Source organism: Zafaria sp. Z1313 (genome assembly GCF_050563205.1).
GTDB lineage: Bacteria > Actinomycetota > Actinomycetes > Actinomycetales > Micrococcaceae > JAZDCJ01.
In genome coordinates, this window is sequence record NZ_JBNWUK010000010.1 from 1 (window position 1) to 15,918 (window position 15,918).

Annotated in this window: 16 protein-coding genes and 1 riboswitch; of the genes, 11 read left to right on the forward strand and 5 right to left on the reverse strand. The window is 72.2% G+C overall.

The genetic code is table 11. From position 1 onward, the window contains the following. The 7 genes from glyA to purU form a co-directional block, all read left to right on the forward strand. A partial coding sequence (gene glyA, locus ACQ3I4_RS10645) for a serine hydroxymethyltransferase (protein ID WP_329863080.1) occupies positions 1-1,333 on the forward strand: 1,333 nt, incomplete at its 5' end. A 2-nt stretch (positions 1,334-1,335) separates the two neighbouring features. Further along, positions 1,336-2,553 (forward strand): sarcosine oxidase subunit beta family protein, encoded by a 1,218-nt coding sequence (locus tag ACQ3I4_RS10650; RefSeq protein ID WP_329863082.1) that lies wholly within the window; start codon positions 1,336-1,338, stop codon positions 2,551-2,553. Positions 2,554-2,564: 11 nt separating this feature from the next. Further along, entirely contained in the window at positions 2,565-2,858 is a 294-nt protein-coding gene (locus ACQ3I4_RS10655) for a sarcosine oxidase subunit delta (protein ID WP_329863084.1), read from the forward strand. Continuing rightward, positions 2,855-5,764, forward strand: coding sequence for a sarcosine oxidase subunit alpha family protein (locus ACQ3I4_RS10660; RefSeq protein ID WP_430633523.1), 2,910 nt, complete (start codon positions 2,855-2,857; stop codon positions 5,762-5,764). Before ACQ3I4_RS10655 ends, ACQ3I4_RS10660 begins: the two co-directional genes overlap by 4 nt. 142 nt (positions 5,765-5,906) lie before the next feature. After that, entirely contained in the window at positions 5,907-6,464 is a 558-nt protein-coding gene (locus ACQ3I4_RS10665; protein ID WP_329863122.1) for a sarcosine oxidase subunit gamma, read from the forward strand. 2 nt (positions 6,465-6,466) lie between these two features. Next, positions 6,467-7,861 (forward strand): L-serine ammonia-lyase, encoded by a 1,395-nt coding sequence (locus ACQ3I4_RS10670; RefSeq protein WP_329863087.1) that lies wholly within the window; start codon positions 6,467-6,469, stop codon positions 7,859-7,861. A gap of 16 nt (positions 7,862-7,877) precedes the next feature. Further along, a complete protein-coding gene (gene purU / locus ACQ3I4_RS10675) occupies positions 7,878-8,732 on the forward strand; it encodes a formyltetrahydrofolate deformylase (RefSeq protein WP_329863089.1) in 855 nt (284 codons plus the stop codon). 43 nt (positions 8,733-8,775) lie between these two features. Here purU and ACQ3I4_RS10680 read toward each other — a convergent pair whose 3' ends face one another. Continuing rightward, positions 8,776-9,135 carry an SPW repeat domain-containing protein gene (locus ACQ3I4_RS10680; RefSeq protein ID WP_329863091.1) on the reverse strand — a complete coding sequence of 120 codons (360 nt, stop codon included), beginning with the start codon at positions 9,133-9,135 and terminating at the stop codon, positions 8,776-8,778. 161 nt (positions 9,136-9,296) lie between these two features. Between ACQ3I4_RS10680 and ACQ3I4_RS10685 the strand changes: the two genes are divergently transcribed. Further along, positions 9,297-9,779, forward strand: coding sequence for a hypothetical protein (locus ACQ3I4_RS10685; protein ID WP_329863093.1), 483 nt, complete (start codon positions 9,297-9,299; stop codon positions 9,777-9,779). Here the strand turns inward: ACQ3I4_RS10685 and ACQ3I4_RS10690 are convergent. Continuing rightward, entirely contained in the window at positions 9,776-10,024 is a 249-nt protein-coding gene (locus ACQ3I4_RS10690) for a hypothetical protein (RefSeq protein WP_329863095.1), read from the reverse strand. The genes ACQ3I4_RS10685 and ACQ3I4_RS10690 overlap by 4 nt on opposite strands. 74 nt (positions 10,025-10,098) lie before the next feature. Then, positions 10,099-10,674, reverse strand: a complete 576-nt coding sequence (locus ACQ3I4_RS10695) for a helix-turn-helix domain-containing protein (protein WP_329863097.1) — start codon at positions 10,672-10,674, stop codon at positions 10,099-10,101. 157 nt (positions 10,675-10,831) lie between these two features. Here ACQ3I4_RS10695 and ACQ3I4_RS10700 point away from each other — a divergent pair, with 157 nt between their 5' ends. The 3 genes from ACQ3I4_RS10700 to ACQ3I4_RS10710 all read left to right on the forward strand — a co-directional run bounded on the left by ACQ3I4_RS10700 (position 10,832) and on the right by ACQ3I4_RS10710 (position 14,286). After that, positions 10,832-12,370, forward strand: coding sequence for a sodium:solute symporter (locus ACQ3I4_RS10700; protein WP_329863099.1), 1,539 nt, complete (start codon positions 10,832-10,834; stop codon positions 12,368-12,370). 125 nt (positions 12,371-12,495) lie between these two features. Further along, a riboswitch (SAM riboswitch) is annotated at positions 12,496-12,605 on the forward strand. Between the two features lie 12 nt (positions 12,606-12,617). Next, positions 12,618-12,905 (forward strand): hypothetical protein, encoded by a 288-nt coding sequence (locus ACQ3I4_RS10705; protein WP_329863100.1) that lies wholly within the window; start codon positions 12,618-12,620, stop codon positions 12,903-12,905. 220 nt (positions 12,906-13,125) lie between these two features. Continuing rightward, on the forward strand, positions 13,126-14,286 hold the full coding sequence (locus ACQ3I4_RS10710) for a VIT1/CCC1 transporter family protein (RefSeq protein WP_329863102.1): 1,161 nt from the start codon (positions 13,126-13,128) through the stop codon (positions 14,284-14,286). Positions 14,287-14,329: 43 nt separating this feature from the next. Here ACQ3I4_RS10710 and ACQ3I4_RS10715 read toward each other — a convergent pair whose 3' ends face one another. Both ACQ3I4_RS10715 and ACQ3I4_RS10720 read right to left on the reverse strand, forming a co-directional pair. After that, positions 14,330-14,812 carry an SRPBCC family protein gene (locus ACQ3I4_RS10715; protein WP_430633524.1) on the reverse strand — a complete coding sequence of 161 codons (483 nt, stop codon included), beginning with the start codon at positions 14,810-14,812 and terminating at the stop codon, positions 14,330-14,332. A 64-nt stretch (positions 14,813-14,876) separates the two neighbouring features. After that, complete coding sequence (locus tag ACQ3I4_RS10720; RefSeq protein ID WP_329863106.1) at positions 14,877-15,914, reverse strand: Gfo/Idh/MocA family oxidoreductase; 1,038 nt, start codon at positions 15,912-15,914, stop codon at positions 14,877-14,879. Positions 15,915-15,918: the final 4 nt, after the last annotated feature.

Genomic DNA, 15,918 nt, shown 5'->3' on the forward strand with positions numbered 1-15,918 from the left:
CACCACGTATGAGCCGGTGGTCGCGGGGTCGTTGACGGCGTCGTTGGCCGCGTTGGATCCGGAGGTCGCTGCGGGGATCGACGCGGAGCTGTCGCGGCAGCGGGGCGGTCTGGAGATGATCGCTTCGGAGAACCACACGGCGCAGGCGGTGATGGCGGCGCAGGGTTCGGTGTTGACGAACAAGTATGCCGAAGGGTACCCGGGGCGCCGGTACTACGGTGGGTGCGAGCACGTGGACGTGATCGAGTCGCTGGCGATCGAGCGGGTCAAGGCGCTCTTCGGGGCGGGTTTCGCGAACGTGCAGCCTCATTCGGGGGCCCAGGCCAACGCGTCGGTGATGCACGCGCTGATCCGTCCCGGCGACACGGTGCTGGGGTTGAATCTGGCCCATGGCGGGCACTTGACGCACGGGATGAAGATCAACTTCTCCGGCCGCTTGTACACGATCGTCCCGTACGGGGTGGACGAGTCCAGCTACGAGGTGGACATGGACGAGGTCGAGGCCCTGGCGTTGGAGCACCGGCCGAAGCTGATCGTGGCCGGTTGGTCGGCGTATCCGCGGCAGCTGGACTTCGCCCGCTTCCGGGCGATCGCGGATGCGGTCGGGGCGTACCTGATGGTGGACATGGCGCATTTCGCGGGCCTGGTCGCGGCGGGGCTGCATCCCTCCCCGGTCCCGCACGCGCACGTGGTGACCTCCACGACGCACAAGACGCTGGCGGGCCCGCGCGGCGGAATCATCCTCTCCAACGATCCGGAGATCGCCAAGAAGGTCAACTCCGCGGTGTTCCCGGGCCAGCAGGGCGGGCCGTTGGAGCACGTGATCGCGGGCAAGGCGGTCGCGTTCAAGATCGCCGCGGGCGAGGAGTTCGCCGAACGCCAGGCGCGGACCCTGGCCGGGGCGCGGATCCTGGCCGAACGCCTCACCCGCCCGGACGTGGCCTCGCGGGGGATCAGCGTCTTGACCGGGGGCACGGACGTGCACCTGGTGCTGGTGGACCTGCGGGACTCGGTGCTCGACGGGCAGCAGGCGGAGGATCTGCTCGCGTCCGTGGAGATCACGGTGAACCGCAACGCGGTCCCGTTCGATCCGCGCCCGCCGATGGTGACCTCGGGGCTGCGGATCGGGACCCCGGCCCTGGCCACACGCGGCTTCTCCGAGGCAGCGTTCGCCGAGGTCGCGGACGTGATCGCCGAGGCCCTGATCGCCGGGACCGACGAAAACGGTGCCGATCCGGAGACCCTGGCCGGCCTGAAGGAACGCGTCGAGGCCCTCGCCACCGCCCACCCCCTCTACCCGGACCTGCCGAACCTCGAAACGATGGGAGCCTGACCATGGCCGACCTGCTTCCGGAGCACCCGGACTTCCTCTGGCGCAACCCCGACCCCAAGCCGGGCTACGACGCCGTCATCGTCGGCGGCGGCGGCCACGGCCTCGCCACCGCCTACTTCCTCGCCAAGAACCACGGGATGACCAACATCGCGGTCCTGGAACGCGGTTGGCTCGCGGGCGGCAACATGGCCCGCAACACCACGATCATCCGCTCCAACTACCTGTGGGACGAATCCGCCGCGATCTACGAGCACTCGCTCAAGCTCTGGGAGCAGCTGCCGGAGGAGCTCGAGTACGACTTCCTCTTCTCCCAGCGCGGCGTCATGAACCTGGCCCATACCCTCGGCGACGTCCGCGAGTCCCAGCGCCGCGTCAACGCCAACGTCCTCAACGGGGTCGACGCCGAATGGCTCACCCCGGAGCAGGTCAAGGAACTGTGCCCGATCATCAACATCGGCGACGACATCCGCTACCCCGTCATGGGCGCCACCTACCAGCCGCGGGCCGGCATCGCCAAGCACGACCACGTCGCGTGGGCCTTCGCCCGCAAGTGCGACGAGATGGGCGTGGACATCATCCAGAACTGCGAGGTCACCGGATTCATCAAGGACGGCAACCGCGTCATCGGCGTCGAGACCTCGCGCGGTCGGATCAACGCCGGCAAGGTCGGCCTCGCCGCCGCGGGCCACTCCTCCGTCCTCGCCGAGTTGGCCGGGTTCCGCCTGCCGATCCAGTCCCACCCCCTGCAGGCACTCGTCTCGGAGCTCTTCGAACCGGTCCACCCCACGGTCGTCATGTCCAACCACGTCCACGTGTACGTCTCGCAGGCGCACAAGGGCGAACTCGTCATGGGCGCAGGCGTCGACACCTACAACGGCTACGGCCAGCGCGGCGCGTTCCACGTGATCGAGGAGCAGATGGCCGCCGCGGTGGAGCTGTTCCCCATCTTCGCCCGCGCGCATCTGCTGCGCACATGGGGCGGGATCGTCGACGTGACACTCGACGCCTCCCCGATCGTCTCCACGACGCCGATCGACGAGCTCTTCGTCAATTGCGGCTGGGGCACCGGCGGCTTCAAGGGCACCCCCGGCGCGGGCTACGCGTTCGCCCACACGATCGCCACGGGCGAGGCCCACCCCCTCAACGCCCCGTTCTCGCTGGACCGCTTCGAGACCGGGCACCTCATCGACGAACACGGCGCCGCCGCCGTGGCCCACTAGGAAGGACGGCCATGCTACTGATCGACTGCCCCCACTGCGGACCCCGCGACGAGGTCGAGTTCCACTACGGCGGCCAGGCGCACGTCGCCTACCCCGCCGCGCCGGAAGAGCTGAGCGACCGCGAATGGGCGGAGTACCTCTTCTACCGCGAGAACCCCAAGGGCCTCTTCGCCGAACGCTGGCAGCACTCCACGGGGTGCCGCAAGTGGTTCAACGCCGTGCGCGACACGGCCAGCTACGAGTTCAAGGCCGTCTACGCCATGGGCGCCGAACGGCCCACCGTCTTCGAAGGAGGAAGCAAGTGAGCACCGCACGCCTGGACGCCGTCCGCGCCGCCGGCCACGGGATCGACCGCACGCGGGAGGTCTCCTTCCGCGTCGACGGCCTGGACTACACGGGGTACGAGGGCGACACGCTCGCCAGCGCCCTCGTGGCTTCGGGCCGCCTTGACTGCGGCCCGTCGATGTACCTCGGCCGTCCCCGCGGCATCATGAGCGCCGGAGTCGAGGAGTCCAACGCCCTCGTGACCGTCCGCTCGCGCTTCCCCGGCCACGTCGACGAGTCCATGCTCCCGGCCACCACCGTGGAGCTCACCGACGGGCTCGAGGCGCGGTTCCTGAGCGGCCTCGGGACCCTCGACCCGCGCAAGGACGAGGCGGTGTACGACCGCAAGTACGTCCACGCGGACGTCCTCGTCGTCGGCGCCGGCCCGGCCGGCCTCGCCGCGGCCCGCGAGGCCGCCAAGACGGGGGCCCGCACGATCCTGATGGACGACCAGCCCTCCGCCGGCGGCTCGCTGCTGTCCTCCCGCGGCGAGTCGATCGACGGCGTGGACGCCCTCGAGTGGGTGTCTTCCACGCTCGACCGGCTGGCCGGGGCGGAGGACTTCACCTACCTGCCCCGCACCACGGTCTTCGGCAGCTACGACGCGAACTACCTCGTCGCCGTCCAGCACCGTACCGACCACCTGCCGGCCCGCGAGCGCCGCGGCGTCTCCCGGCAGCGGATCTGGCACGTCCGCGCCTCCCGCGTGGTCCTGGCCACGGGCGCCCACGAGCGGCCGATCGTGTTCGCCAACAACGACCGGCCCGGCATCATGCTCGCCGGTGCCGTGCGCTCCTACCTGAACCGCTACGCGGCCGCCGCCGGGCGCAATGTCGTGGTCGCGACGACGAACGACTCCGCCTACGCCCTCGTCGAGGACCTGCACGCCGCCGGCCTCGGCACCGCCGTCGTCGTCGACTCCCGCCCGGCTCCTTCCCCCACGGCCGCGGCCGTGCTCGAGGCGACCGGCGTGCGCGGGGTCTTCGGCTCCGCCGTCGTGGACACGGCCGGCGCGGGCACCGCCGGCCGGGTCAGCTCCGTGGACGTGTCCCGGATCGACGACGCCGGCCGGCCGAGCGGTGCGGTCGAGACCGTCGAGGCGGACCTCCTCGCCGTCTCCGGCGGCTTCTCCCCCGTGGTCCACCTGCACAGCCAGCGTCAGGGCCGGATCGTCTGGAACGAGGACATCGCGGCGTTCGTCCCGGGCTCCCCCGTCGCGGAGCAGGAGCTCGCGGGCGCGGCCACGGGCTCCTACTCCCTCCACGAGGCGCTCTCCCAGGGCGCCCTCGCCGGCCACCGCGCGGCCCGGGCCGCGGGACGCCAGGCGCCGCTCGTGGTGCCCTCGGCCCCGGCCGGCGACACCGGCCCCGTCCGGCCCCTGTGGCTGGTCCCGGGGCTGACCGGCGAACCGGCCGGCTGGTCCACGCACTTCGTGGATCTGCAGCGGGACCAGACCGTGGCCGACGTGCTGCGCGCGACCGGCGCCGGCATGCGCTCCGTGGAGCACGTCAAGCGCTACACCTCGATCTCCACGGCCAACGACCAGGGCAAGACGAGCGGTGTCAACGCCATCGGCGTGATCGCGGCCGCCCTGAATGAGCCGGACCTCGGCTCGATCGGCACGACGACGTTCCGGGCGCCGTTCACGCCCGTCGCGTTCACGGCCCTCGCGGGCAGGCAGCGCGGCGAGCTGTTCGATCCCGCCCGGATCACCTCGATCCACCCGTGGCACGTGGCCCGCGGCGCCCTCTTCGAGGATGTCGGGCAGTGGAAGCGCCCCTGGTACTACCCGCGGCCCGGCGAGGACATGGACGCGGCCGTGCTGCGCGAGTGCGCCGCCGTGCGGGAGTCCGTGGGGTTCATGGACGCCACGACGCTGGGCAAGATCGAGATCCGCGGCACGGACGCGGGCGAGTTCCTGAACCGCGTCTATACCAACGCGTTCAAGAAGCTCGCCCCGGGCATGGGCCGGTACGGAGTGATGTGCACCCCCGATGGCATGGTGTTCGACGACGGCGTGACCCTGCGCCTGGACGAGGACCGCTACTTCATGACCACGACGACGGGCGGCGCCGCCAAGGTCCTCGATTGGCTCGAGGAGTGGCACCAGACGGAGTGGCCGGAGCTCGACGTGGTCTGCACTTCCGTCACGGAGCAGTGGGGCACCGTCGCCGTCGTGGGGCCGAAGTCCCGCGCCGTGATCGCGAAACTGGCCCCTGAGCTGGACCTCGACAACGAGTCGTTCAAGTTCATGGCCTTCCGCGAGACGACGCTGGCCAACGGGATCCCCGCGCGGATCTGCCGGATCTCCTTCTCCGGCGAACTGGCGTTCGAAATCAACGTCGAGGCGTTCTACGGGCTGGCCGTCTGGGAGGCCGTCGCCGAGGCCGGGGCGGAGTTCGGGATCACTCCGTACGGCACCGAGACCATGCACGTGCTGCGCGCCGAGAAGGGCTTCATCATCGTCGGCCAGGACACCGACGGCACGGTGACGCCGCAGGACGCCGGCATGGACTGGGTCGTCTCCAAGGCCAAGGACTTCATCGGCAGGGGCTCGTTCGCCCGCCAGGACACCTCGCGCACCGACCGCAAGCACCTCGTCGGCGTGCTCCCCGTGGACGCCGCCACGCGGCTCCCGGAGGGGGCGCAGCTCGTCACGGCGGGCACGCCCATCACGCCGGCGGAGGCACCCGTGCCGATGATCGGCCACGTCACCTCCTCCTACCTCTCCGCCACCCTGGGCCGCCCGTTCGGCCTGGCCCTGGTCGACAACGGCCGCCACCGGATCGGCGAGGTCGTCCAGGCCCCGCTCGACGGCCGGCTCGTCGACGTCGAAATCACATCCCCCGTCCTCTACGACCCCGAAGGGAGCCGTCGCGATGGCTGAGAACACCCTGACCGCAACCGCCGGCACGGCGCGCACCGCCGACCACGGAACCCCCACGACGCCTGACACCGTTCCGGCCCCCGCCCCGGCCTCCGCGCTCGACGCCCTGCGCTCCTCGCCCGCGGCGCACCTGGCCGCCCAGATGGCCGCGGCGGCCGTGGAGGGCGAACGCGCCGTGTCCCTGCGCGAGATCGCCTTCAGCGTCCAGCTGGGGCTGCGTGCCGTGCCGGGATCCGACTCCGCGGCGGCCCTCGAGCGGGCCCTCGGCGTACCGCTGCCGGCCCGCGCCGGCGAGGTCACGGGCGAGGCCTCGGCTCAGCACGTGCTGTGGCTGTCCCCCGACGAGTTCCTCGCCGTCGACGTCTCCCGGCGCCAGCTTCCGGGCGCCGTCGACGGGGCCGCCGCGGCGCTCGAGGGCCTCCCCGGCCAGGCCGTGGACCTCTCCGCCAACCGCACGGTCCTGGAGCTGTCCGGGCCGAGTGCGCGGGCCGTGCTGGAGAAGGGCTGCCACGCGGACCTGCACCCGCGCGCCTTCGCGGTCGGCACCGCCGTCGCGACCCAGCTCGGGCCCGTGCCCGTCCTGCTGCACCACGCGGGTCCGGACGTGTTCCGCCTGTTCCCGCGGGCCTCCTTCGCCGACTACCTGGTGCGCTGGCTCCTGGACGCCATGGCGGAGTTCGCCGGCGACGAGGTGCCGTAGCCATGGACCTCTCGGTCCTGGACCTGTTCTCCATCGGCATCGGCCCCTCCTCCTCGCACACGGTGGGGCCGATGCGGGCGGCACGGCGCTTCACGTCCGAGCTCGCGTCCGCGGGGCTGCTGACCTCGACGGCGCGGGTCAAGGCGGAGCTGTTCGGCTCGCTCGGCGCCACGGGGATCGGGCACGGTTCGGATGCCGCGGTGGTCCTGGGCCTGGCGGGCTGCGACCCGGAGACGGTCGACGCCGACGCCGCGCCGGGGATCGTCGCCGACGCGGTTCACTCGGGCAAGATCAGCCTCGGCGGGGCCCACGAGGTCGCGTTCGAGCGGTCCCGGGACGTTCTCCTGCACCGGCGGCGCAGCCTTCCGGGGCACCCGAACGCCCTGCGCCTGACGGCCTACGGGTACGACGCCGGGGCGCTGGCCGAGCGCGACTACTACTCCGTGGGCGGTGGGTTCGTCGTCGCGGCCGAGGAGGCCGGGGGCCCGGTCCCCGCGGCCTCCGGTGCGGGGGCCGCGCCGGAGCTCCCCTACCCGTTCGCGAGCGGCGACGAGCTGCTGCGGCGGTGCCGCGAATCGGGGCTGTCGATCGCGGACGTGATGCGCGCCAACGAGTCGGCCCGCGGCGACCTCGCCGACATCGAGGCGGGGCTGCTGCGGATCTGGGACGTCATGCAGGAATGCGTCGAGAACGGGTGCACGCGCACCGAGGCGACGCTGCCCGGGGGACTCAAGGTCCGGCGTCGTGCCCCCGCGCTGCGGGAGCAGTTGCGCCGGCAGGAGGCCGAGCGCACGCTCGAGGACCCGTTGTGGGCCATGGAATGGGTCAACCTCTACGCGCTCGCGGTGAACGAGGAGAACGCCTCGGGCGGGAGGATCGTCACGGCTCCGACCAACGGCGCCGCGGGAATCATCCCGGCCGTCCTGCACTACTACACGCGCTTCGTGGGCGGCGGAGAGGAGCAGGTGCTGGACTTCCTCTTCACCGCCGGTGCGATCGGCATGCTGTTCAAGCGCAACGCCTCGATCTCGGGGGCTGAGGTGGGGTGCCAGGGCGAGGTCGGCTCGGCCTGCTCCATGGCCGCCGGGGCGTTGTGCGCCGTGCTCGGCGGGACGCCGGAGCACGTGGAGAACGCCGCGGAGATCGGGATCGAACACAATCTCGGGCTCACGTGCGATCCGGTCGGCGGACTCGTCCAGGTGCCCTGCATCGAACGCAACGCGATCGCATCGGTCAAGGCCATCAACGCGGCCCGCCTGGCCAGGGCCGGGGACGGGGAGCACCGGGTCAGCCTCGACCAGGCCATCAAGACGATGCGCGAGACCGGCGCGGACATGAAATCCAAGTACAAGGAGACCTCGCGCGGCGGACTCGCCGTGAACGTGGTCGAATGCTGAGACGGAAGGACACCACATGCCCAGCGCGCCCGGGGAGCACATCCTCACCTTCGACAGCCCGGAGCGGCCCGGGATCGTCCACGCCGTGACCGGCGCGCTCCTGCGCCACGGCGGGGACATCCGCGAGCTGAAGCAGTTCGACGACCTGCACCACGGCCACTTCTTCCTGCGCGTCCACTTCGCCGCGGACGGCGACGCCGGGCCGCTGCGCGCGGAGCTCGCGGAACTGGCCGGTTCGTTCGAGGCGCGGTGGGAGCTGCGGCCGGCGAGCGCCCGGCGGCGCGTGCTGATCATGGTCTCGAAGTTCGACCACTGCCTCAACGACCTGCTCTTCCGGACCCGGATCGGCGAGCTGCCGATCGAGATCGGCGCGGTCGTCTCCAACCATCCGGACCACCGGCAGTCGGTCGAGTGGCATGGCATCCCGTTCTTCCACGTCCCCGTCACCGCGGCGGGCAAGCCGGAGGCGGAGGCGAAGCTCCTGGAGCTCGTGGAGCGCTTCGAGATCGACCTGGTGGTGCTGGCCCGCTACATGCAGGTGCTCTCCGACGACCTCGCCCGCCAGCTGACGGGCCGGGCCATCAACATCCACCACTCCTTCCTGCCGTCCTTCAAGGGCGCCAAGCCGTACCACCAGGCGTTCGCGCGGGGCGTGAAGACCGTGGGCGCCACGGCGCACTACGTCAACAGCGAGCTCGACGAGGGCCCGATCATCGCCCAGCAGGTGGTCGAGGTGGACCACACCTTCACGCCGGAGGACCTCGTAGCGGCTGGCCGGGACACGGAGTGCAAGGCCCTGTCCAACGCGGTGCGCTGGCACTGCGAGGGCCGGGTGTTCCTCAACGGGAACCGGACGGTCGTACTGCGCTGAGCGGCCGGGGCCCACGGGCCCCGGCCGCCGACTCCGGTCCGCCTCAGGCGGCCCGGTGATGGTGCTCGCGGTACCCCTCCATGCTCGGCTTGAGGGCGAGCCCGGTGGCCACGAGGGCCACGCCGCCGGCGATCCAGGCCGTCATGGCGGGCATCATGGCGGAGGCGAATCCGCCCATCCACGGGGCGGCGACCAGGGCCAGGGCGATCACGGCTTGTGCCCACTCGATGCCCGGCATCGCCACGGAGGCCAGGTTCGCGACGCCCGCGACGACCAGCAGGATGCCGATGGTCATCAGGAGGCCGCGGGAGGCCCCGGCGGGTTCCATCCACAGCACGGACAACGCGGCGTAGAGCCCGCAGGCCACGACCACCCAGTCCTGCCAACGCGTCCACTTCTTCATGGGTTGTGCAACTCCTCGCTGCTGACCGCCGTTCCGCGGCGGCCGGAGGCGGAACGGCAGTCCCGCCGTGCCTTCAGGGTGGATCCGCGGCCACGGGCTGTCCAGAGGGCGGCCCTACAACTCCTGCGCCCGGAAATGGTGCCGGAGGCTACGATGGCCCGATGACACCGGAACCCTCCCACGACCCGGGGAAGCCCTCGGCTCCGACACCCGCGACGCGTGCGTCCGCGGAACGCCGGATGGCCGTCCCGGCGTGGATCGTCGTCTCGCTGGCCCTCGTCGTGGCCGCCGTCTTCGCGTTCCGCCCCGCGTTGGGCCCCTGGCGGTCCCTGGGCACGGTGGCCGTGATGCTGCTGCTCGTCGGGGCGGCCGTCGTCTTCACCCGCCGGCAGTCGCGCCTCATGGACCGGCACGGGCTGGCCACCGCCGCCGGACGCCCGGCCGGGCCCTACCACTGGTGGGCGGGGCTCGCGTTTGTCCTGCTGGTCCCCTTCAGCGTGCTCTTCGACCCCTCGGACCTGGCGGGGATGTCCGTGAAGTTCGTGGTGCTCGGGGCGGGGCTGTGCCGCGCCTGCCTGAAGGCCGACCGGGCGTGGATCCGCTCGGCCTGGGACCAGGCCACGGGTCCGGCCGCGCGCGGCTAGCGGCGCACGGCGGCCGGGCGGAGGACCGCCCCCGGGTCCTCGGCCCCGAAGCGCAGCAGGCCGTACTCCGCCGGCCACTCCGCCCCGCCGCGCAGGGCCTCCCACGCGAGCCCGGCCCCGGCGTCGTCCTCCGCTCCTGCGAGGTCGAGCGCGGGGACGAGCTCCTCGAAGCGGGCGCGCAGCGCCGCGAACGGCAGGGACGAGACGACGACGATGCGCCGGCTCGTCCGCTCCTGTTCCGCCACGGAGGGACCGTGCCCCCGGCCGCCCGGCGGTGCCTCGGCGGGCACGGCTCAGCGGCCCGAGCGCTGCGGGGCGCTCACCTCGAGGCCGCCGGGACGAGCGTCCACAGGACCACCGCCTCCTCGTCGGTCGGATTGATCCACGTATGCGGCTCGCGCCCGGGGAACGTCACCGAGTCGCCGGCCTCGAGCTCGAAGCGGTCGTTGGAGAAGATGATGATGAAGCGCCCGGAGACGACGTGGAGGACCTCGGCCTCGCAGTCCACGGAGTACAGCTCGGATTCCCCCGCCCCGCGGGGCTCGATCACGGCACGGATGACCTGCAGGCGGCGCTCGGAGCGAGCGGTGAGGAGGCGTTCCTCGATGCCGCTGCCGCCGAGCGAAACCCGGGGCGCCTCCGCGAGGCGGACGAGGTGGGTCTCGGGCTGGGCGAAGAGCTCGCCGACCGAGACGGAGAGCACTTGGCACAGCGTCACGAGCGAGGCGACCGACGGCGAGGTCAGGTCGCGCTCGACGCGGGACAGGAAGCCCTTGGTCAGCCCCGTCGACGCCGCGACCTGCTCGATCGTCATCCGCTGCGCATGGCGGGCCGCCCGGATGCGCGAGCCGATCGCGATCGGCGCGTTGCTGGGCTCAACGGGCAGGGCCTTCATGGGCAGCGCCTCCGGCGGGTCGGACGGGTCTTCGGGGATGAAAGACAGCTTAGGACAATTGACCTGTAACTCGAATCACACTAGCCTGTGTGGCAACAGTTGTTTACCAGTGGTGAAACAGCTCACACCGTTCCCCTCTCGAGAAGACACCCTCCCCATGGAAATCATCAACATCGCGATCGTCGTCGCCTACCTCGCCGCCATGCTGGCCTTCGGCTGGTGGGGGAAGTCGCGCACCAAGAACTCGAGCGACTACCTCGTCGCGGGCCGCCGGCTCGGCCCCATGCTCTACACCGGCACCATGGCCGCCGTCGTCCTCGGCGGCGCCTCCACCGTCGGCGGCGTGGGCCTGGGCTACCAGCACGGTATCTCCGGCGCCTGGCTCGTCATCGCCATCGGCGTGGGCGTCATGCTCCTCAGCCTCGCCTTCGCGCCCGTCCTTCAGCGCCTGAAGATCTTCACGGTCTCCCAGATGCTCACGCTGCGTTACGGCAACCACAACGCCACCAACGCCTCCGGCGTCGTCATGCTCGCCTACACTCTGATGCTCTGCGCCACCTCCACGGGCGCGTACGCCACGATCTTCATCGTCCTCTTCGGCTGGGAGCGCGAGGCCTCCATCGCCGTCGGCGGAGCGATCGTGCTCGTCTACTCCACGATCGGCGGCATGTGGTCCATCACGCTCGCCGACCAGGTCCAGTTCGTCATCAAGACCGTCGGCGTCTTCGCCCTCATGCTCCCCTTCACGATCGCCGCGGCCGGCGGCTTCGGCGGTCTGTCCGGCGGAATCGAGGAGCGCGCCCGCCAGGCCTTCTTCAGCTGGGACGGCATCGGAGTCCAGACCATCATCACGTTCTTCGTGGTCTACACCCTGGGCCTGCTGATCGGCCAGGACATCTGGCAGCGCGTCTTCACCGCCCGCACACCGCGCGTGGCCCGCTGGGGCGGCGCCACGGCAGGTTTCTACTGCGTGCTCTACGGCATCGCCGGCGCCGTGATCGGCATGGCAGCCCGCGTGGCACTGCCCGAGATCGACCTCACCCAGGGCGGCAAGGACGTCGTCTACGCGGAAGTGGCCATGAACCTCCTGCCCGTCGCCGTCGGCGGCATCGTCCTGGCCGCGGCCGTCGCCGCCATGATGTCCACGGCCTCCGGCGCGCTCATCGCCGCCGCGACGGTGGCCCGCACCGACGTCACTCCGTTCGTCGCCGGCTGGTTCGGCAAGAAGATCGAGGTCAACTCGGGCACCAACCCCGAGCACGACGTCCGCGCCAACCGCTGGTGGGTCCTGGGCCTCGGCGTCGTCACGATTCTCCTGGCCATCATGGTCAAGGACGTCGTCGCGGCCCTGACCATCGCCTACGACATCCTCGTCGGCGGCCTCCTCGTGGCGATCCTCGGCGGCCTGCTCTGGAAGCGCGGCAACGGCACGGGCGCCGCCTGGTCGATGGCCGCGGGCACGCTCTTCACGCTGGGGACCATGATCATCCTGGAGATCCAGGGCGACGCTCCCTACGACGGCGTCTACGCGAACGAGCCGATCTACGTCGGCCTCGCCGCCTCCATCGTGGTCTACGTCGCCGTGAGCCTCGCGACCCCGGCCACGAGCCGGGACGTGACCGCGGCCTGGGAGGACCGCGTCGCCGGGCGCGTTCAGACCGAGGGCGTGTCCCTCGAGGAGACCGCCGCCCGCTGACCCGGCCCCGCGCGCCGGCCCCACTGATCCGGCCCCGGCCGCCCGGCCGACGCCCGGGCGCCCCGGTCCGTCACGCTCCGTAACCCCGTTCCCGCACCGCGGGGGCGGGGTTACGCTGTGTGAAGCTTCACGAGACGCGGCGCCAAGCTCCGACTGGCCGCGCACCAACCCCAGGTTCATGGGTGGTTCGGATGAGGAAGCGGCCCGCGCCGGCCGGCACGGGCAAGAGTCCAGCGAAAGGCCCGCCGTGGCGTCCAGCCCGATCCCCGTCCTGCCGATCCTGGACACGGAGCTCGGCACCGTGACGCTCTACGTCGCCGGAGAACGGTACCGGTACCTCGCCGAGGACCCCCACGCCCTGGAACGCGCCCTGGCCAACGCCTGCGCCGCGCCGCGCTGGGACCGCGGCGCCCTCCGGCTCGTCGTCCGGACCGCCGCGGCCGGGAAGCGCCGCGGCGTTCCGGCCACGTTCACCCTCACGGAACCGCCGTCGTCGGAGCAGTGCGGACGCCACACGCGTATACTGGTCGGCTGAAGGGGAGTAGTTCCAGCCCCTCCCCCGCCACGGCGGGCGGAGGAGGCAGCGGACTTGTCGACATACTGGCCACGATGAGCGTGGCCCGGCAATCCACCCGGACCACGGTCCGGGCGAGCGAGACCTTCGGCCCGCCGGTGGCGGTCCGAGGTTCGCCGTACCCAGATCCTCGACCGTCGCCCCCAGGCTCCGCCTGGGCCGACCGACCGAACGAGGATCCATGCCCATCCCCGAACAGCGCGGCTTCGAACCGCGCGACACCGTACCCCACGGCCCCGCCCCGACCGCCGTCCACCGCACTCCGTCCCACCGCGACATCCGCCGCTGGCGCAAGTACCTCGCCGACGAGCGGGCCGAGGGCGCCGTCTACCGCGAGCTCGCGGCCAACCGCGAGGGCGAGGAGCGGGAGATCCTCCTGGGCCTGGCCGAGGCCGAGCTCCGCCACGAACGCCACTGGGCGGCCCTGCTCGGCGAGCACGCCGACAAGCGCACACGCCCCTCGCTGCACCGGATCGTGCTGCGCTTCCTCGCCCGCCACGTCGGCTCCGTGTTCATCCTCGCGCTGGCCCAGCGCGCCGAGGGCAACTCACCGTACGCCGACGACCGCGACGCGACGCGCCAGATGGCCGCCGACGAGGCCGTGCACGAGGAGGTCGTCCGCGGCCTCGCGACGCGCGGAAGGCACCGGCTCTCCGGCAACTTCCGGGCCGCCGTCTTCGGCGCCAACGACGGCCTGGTCTCCAACCTGGCCCTCGTCATGGGCATCGGCGCGACCGGCGTCTCCAGCGCCCTCGTGCTCTTCTCCGGCATCGCCGGGCTCCTGGCGGGGGCGCTGTCGATGGCCGCCGGCGAGTTCGTGTCCGTGCGCTCGCAGCGCGAGCTCATGGAGGCCGCCCGCCCGACCCAGGTCACGCTCTCCGCCGCGCCGGACCTGGACCTGGACGCCAACGAGCTCGTCCTCGTCTACAAGGCCCGCGGCATGAGCGCCGAGGCGGCCGAGCACCGGGCGGCCGAACGCATGGGCTACTTCTCCTGCGATTGCGATCCGTCGTTGTCCCTGCAGCCGGAGAGGGCCGCCGAGGAGGAGGACGAGCCGGACACGATCGGTTCCGCGCTCGGGGCGGCCGCCGCGAGCTTCTGCTTCTTCGCCTCGGGCGCGCTGATCCCGATCATCCCGTACCTCCTGGGCCTGACCGGCCTCGCCGCCGTCGCGGTCTCGGTCGTGCTCGTCGGGGCCGCGCTCATGGGCACGGGCGGCGTCGTCGGCCTGCTCTCCGGCGCATCGCCGGCCAAGCGGGGGCTGCGCCAGCTGGCGATCGGGCTCGGCGCGGCGGCCGTGACCTACCTGCTGGGCCTCGCCTTCGGCACCACGGTCGCCTAGGCCCAGGACGACGCCGGGGCCCCGGCCCCGTGCCCGGGCGGGCTCAGGCTCCCGGGGAGGATCCGGCGTCGTCCGCGTCCCCGCGCCCGTCGGCGAAGTGGGCTGCCAGGCGCTCGAGGGTGCGCTCCATGTTGCGCGGCGTCGTCCGGGTGAAGCCGAGCACCCGCAGCAGCCACTTGTGCTTGAGACGGGAGGCGTCCCAGGTCTCGCGGACCAGGGTCCCGCCCTCGGCGGGCTCGAGCTCGTAGCGCCAGCGGTGCCCGCTGAAGTGGCGCCAGGCGATGAGCCGGCCCTCCTCGAACTCCACGACGCGGTTGCTGATCCGGTACGGGACGCCGAGGCGCATGTCCATGCCGAACTCGGCTCCGGGCCCGAGCCGCTCCGGCGCCCCGCCGCGCGTGGCCCGGACCGTCCCGGAGCCGTCGATCACGGGATGCATCGCGGGATCGGCCAGAAGCCCGAAGACCGCGGCGGGCGGGGCGGGAACGAGGCGCCGCCGGGTGACGTGGAAGGGGGAATCGCTCATGAACCGAGCCTAGCCACCAGACCGGCCCCGCGTCCGCCATCGCTTCGCGTGGCGGACGGGGCCGCTAGATCCGTGCCGCGAGAGGATCGACGCGGACGGGGGCGCCGGTGGCCAGGGACTCCTGGGCGGCGTCGGCCACGGCGGAGGCCGCCACGGCGTCCTCGGGCGGACACGGGTTCTCCCGCTCCCCCAGCACGAGCTCCACGAAGGCCGCCATCTCCTCGCTGTAGGCGGGGGCGAAGCGCTCGGCGAAGGTCTCGTGCGGCGACCCGGACGGGAAGGCGGTCCCCGGCTCGGCCGAGCGCAACGCGGCGCGCTCGTCGAGTCCGACGACGAGCGATCCCTTCGAGCCCTGGATCTCGAGGCGGACGTCGTGCCCGGCCCCGTTGTAACGCGTGGCGGTCGCGGTGGCCACGGTGCCGTCGTCGAGCGTCAGGACGGCCAGCGCCGTGTCGACGTCGCCGACGGCGCCGATGGCCGGGTCCCCGTTGTTGGAACCGCGGGCGTAGACCTCGACCACCTCGCGCCCGATGATCCAGCGGATGACGTCGAAGTCGTGGACCGAACAGTCGCGGAAGAGGCCGCCCGAGGTGGCGAGGTACTCGACCGAGGGCGGGAACATGTCCCCCGTGACGGCGCGCAGCGAGTGGATCCACCCGAGCTCGCCGGCCGCGTAGGCCCGCTTGGCCTCGAGGTAGCCGGCGTCGAAGCGCCTCTGATGGCCGATCTGGACTGTACCCCCCGCCTCGCGGATCTCCCGCAGCAACGGCAGCGACGAGGCCGTGTCTCCCGCCACGGGCTTCTCGCAGAACACCGGTACCCCGGCCGCGATGCCGGCGCGGATGAGCTCGGGGTGCGTCTGCGTCCCCGTGGCCACGACCAGGCCGTCGATCCCGCCCGCGAGGAGGGCCCCGACGTCGTCCGCGTGTCCGGCGCCGAGCCGCTCCGCCGTGGCCCGGGCGTGCTCGAGGGCGACGTCCGTGAGGACGAGCCGCAGCCCGATCCCCCGCGCGGCGAAGCGCTCCCGCAGTCCAAGGATGTTCCGGGCATGCATGACGCCGATGCGTCCGACGCCGGCCAGTCCCAGGGTCAGTGTCCTCATGTCG

Coding starts and splice junctions, on each gene's coding strand:
- ACQ3I4_RS10685 (WP_329863093.1), top strand. CDS start 9,297: ATGACACCGGAACCCTCCCACGACCCGGGGAAGCCCTCGGCTCCGACA.
- ACQ3I4_RS10670 (WP_329863087.1), top strand. CDS start 6,467: ATGGACCTCTCGGTCCTGGACCTGTTCTCCATCGGCATCGGCCCCTCC.
- ACQ3I4_RS10720 (WP_329863106.1), bottom strand. CDS start 15,914: ATGAGGACACTGACCCTGGGACTGGCCGGCGTCGGACGCATCGGCGTC.
- ACQ3I4_RS10695 (WP_329863097.1), bottom strand. CDS start 10,674: ATGAAGGCCCTGCCCGTTGAGCCCAGCAACGCGCCGATCGCGATCGGC.
- ACQ3I4_RS10680 (WP_329863091.1), bottom strand. CDS start 9,135: ATGAAGAAGTGGACGCGTTGGCAGGACTGGGTGGTCGTGGCCTGCGGG.
- ACQ3I4_RS10710 (WP_329863102.1), top strand. CDS start 13,126: ATGCCCATCCCCGAACAGCGCGGCTTCGAACCGCGCGACACCGTACCC.
- ACQ3I4_RS10665 (WP_329863122.1), top strand. CDS start 5,907: ATGGCCGCGGCGGCCGTGGAGGGCGAACGCGCCGTGTCCCTGCGCGAG.
- purU (WP_329863089.1), top strand. CDS start 7,878: ATGCCCAGCGCGCCCGGGGAGCACATCCTCACCTTCGACAGCCCGGAG.
- ACQ3I4_RS10650 (WP_329863082.1), top strand. CDS start 1,336: ATGGCCGACCTGCTTCCGGAGCACCCGGACTTCCTCTGGCGCAACCCC.
- ACQ3I4_RS10655 (WP_329863084.1), top strand. CDS start 2,565: ATGCTACTGATCGACTGCCCCCACTGCGGACCCCGCGACGAGGTCGAG.
- ACQ3I4_RS10700 (WP_329863099.1), top strand. CDS start 10,832: ATGGAAATCATCAACATCGCGATCGTCGTCGCCTACCTCGCCGCCATG.
- ACQ3I4_RS10715 (WP_430633524.1), bottom strand. CDS start 14,812: ATGAGCGATTCCCCCTTCCACGTCACCCGGCGGCGCCTCGTTCCCGCC.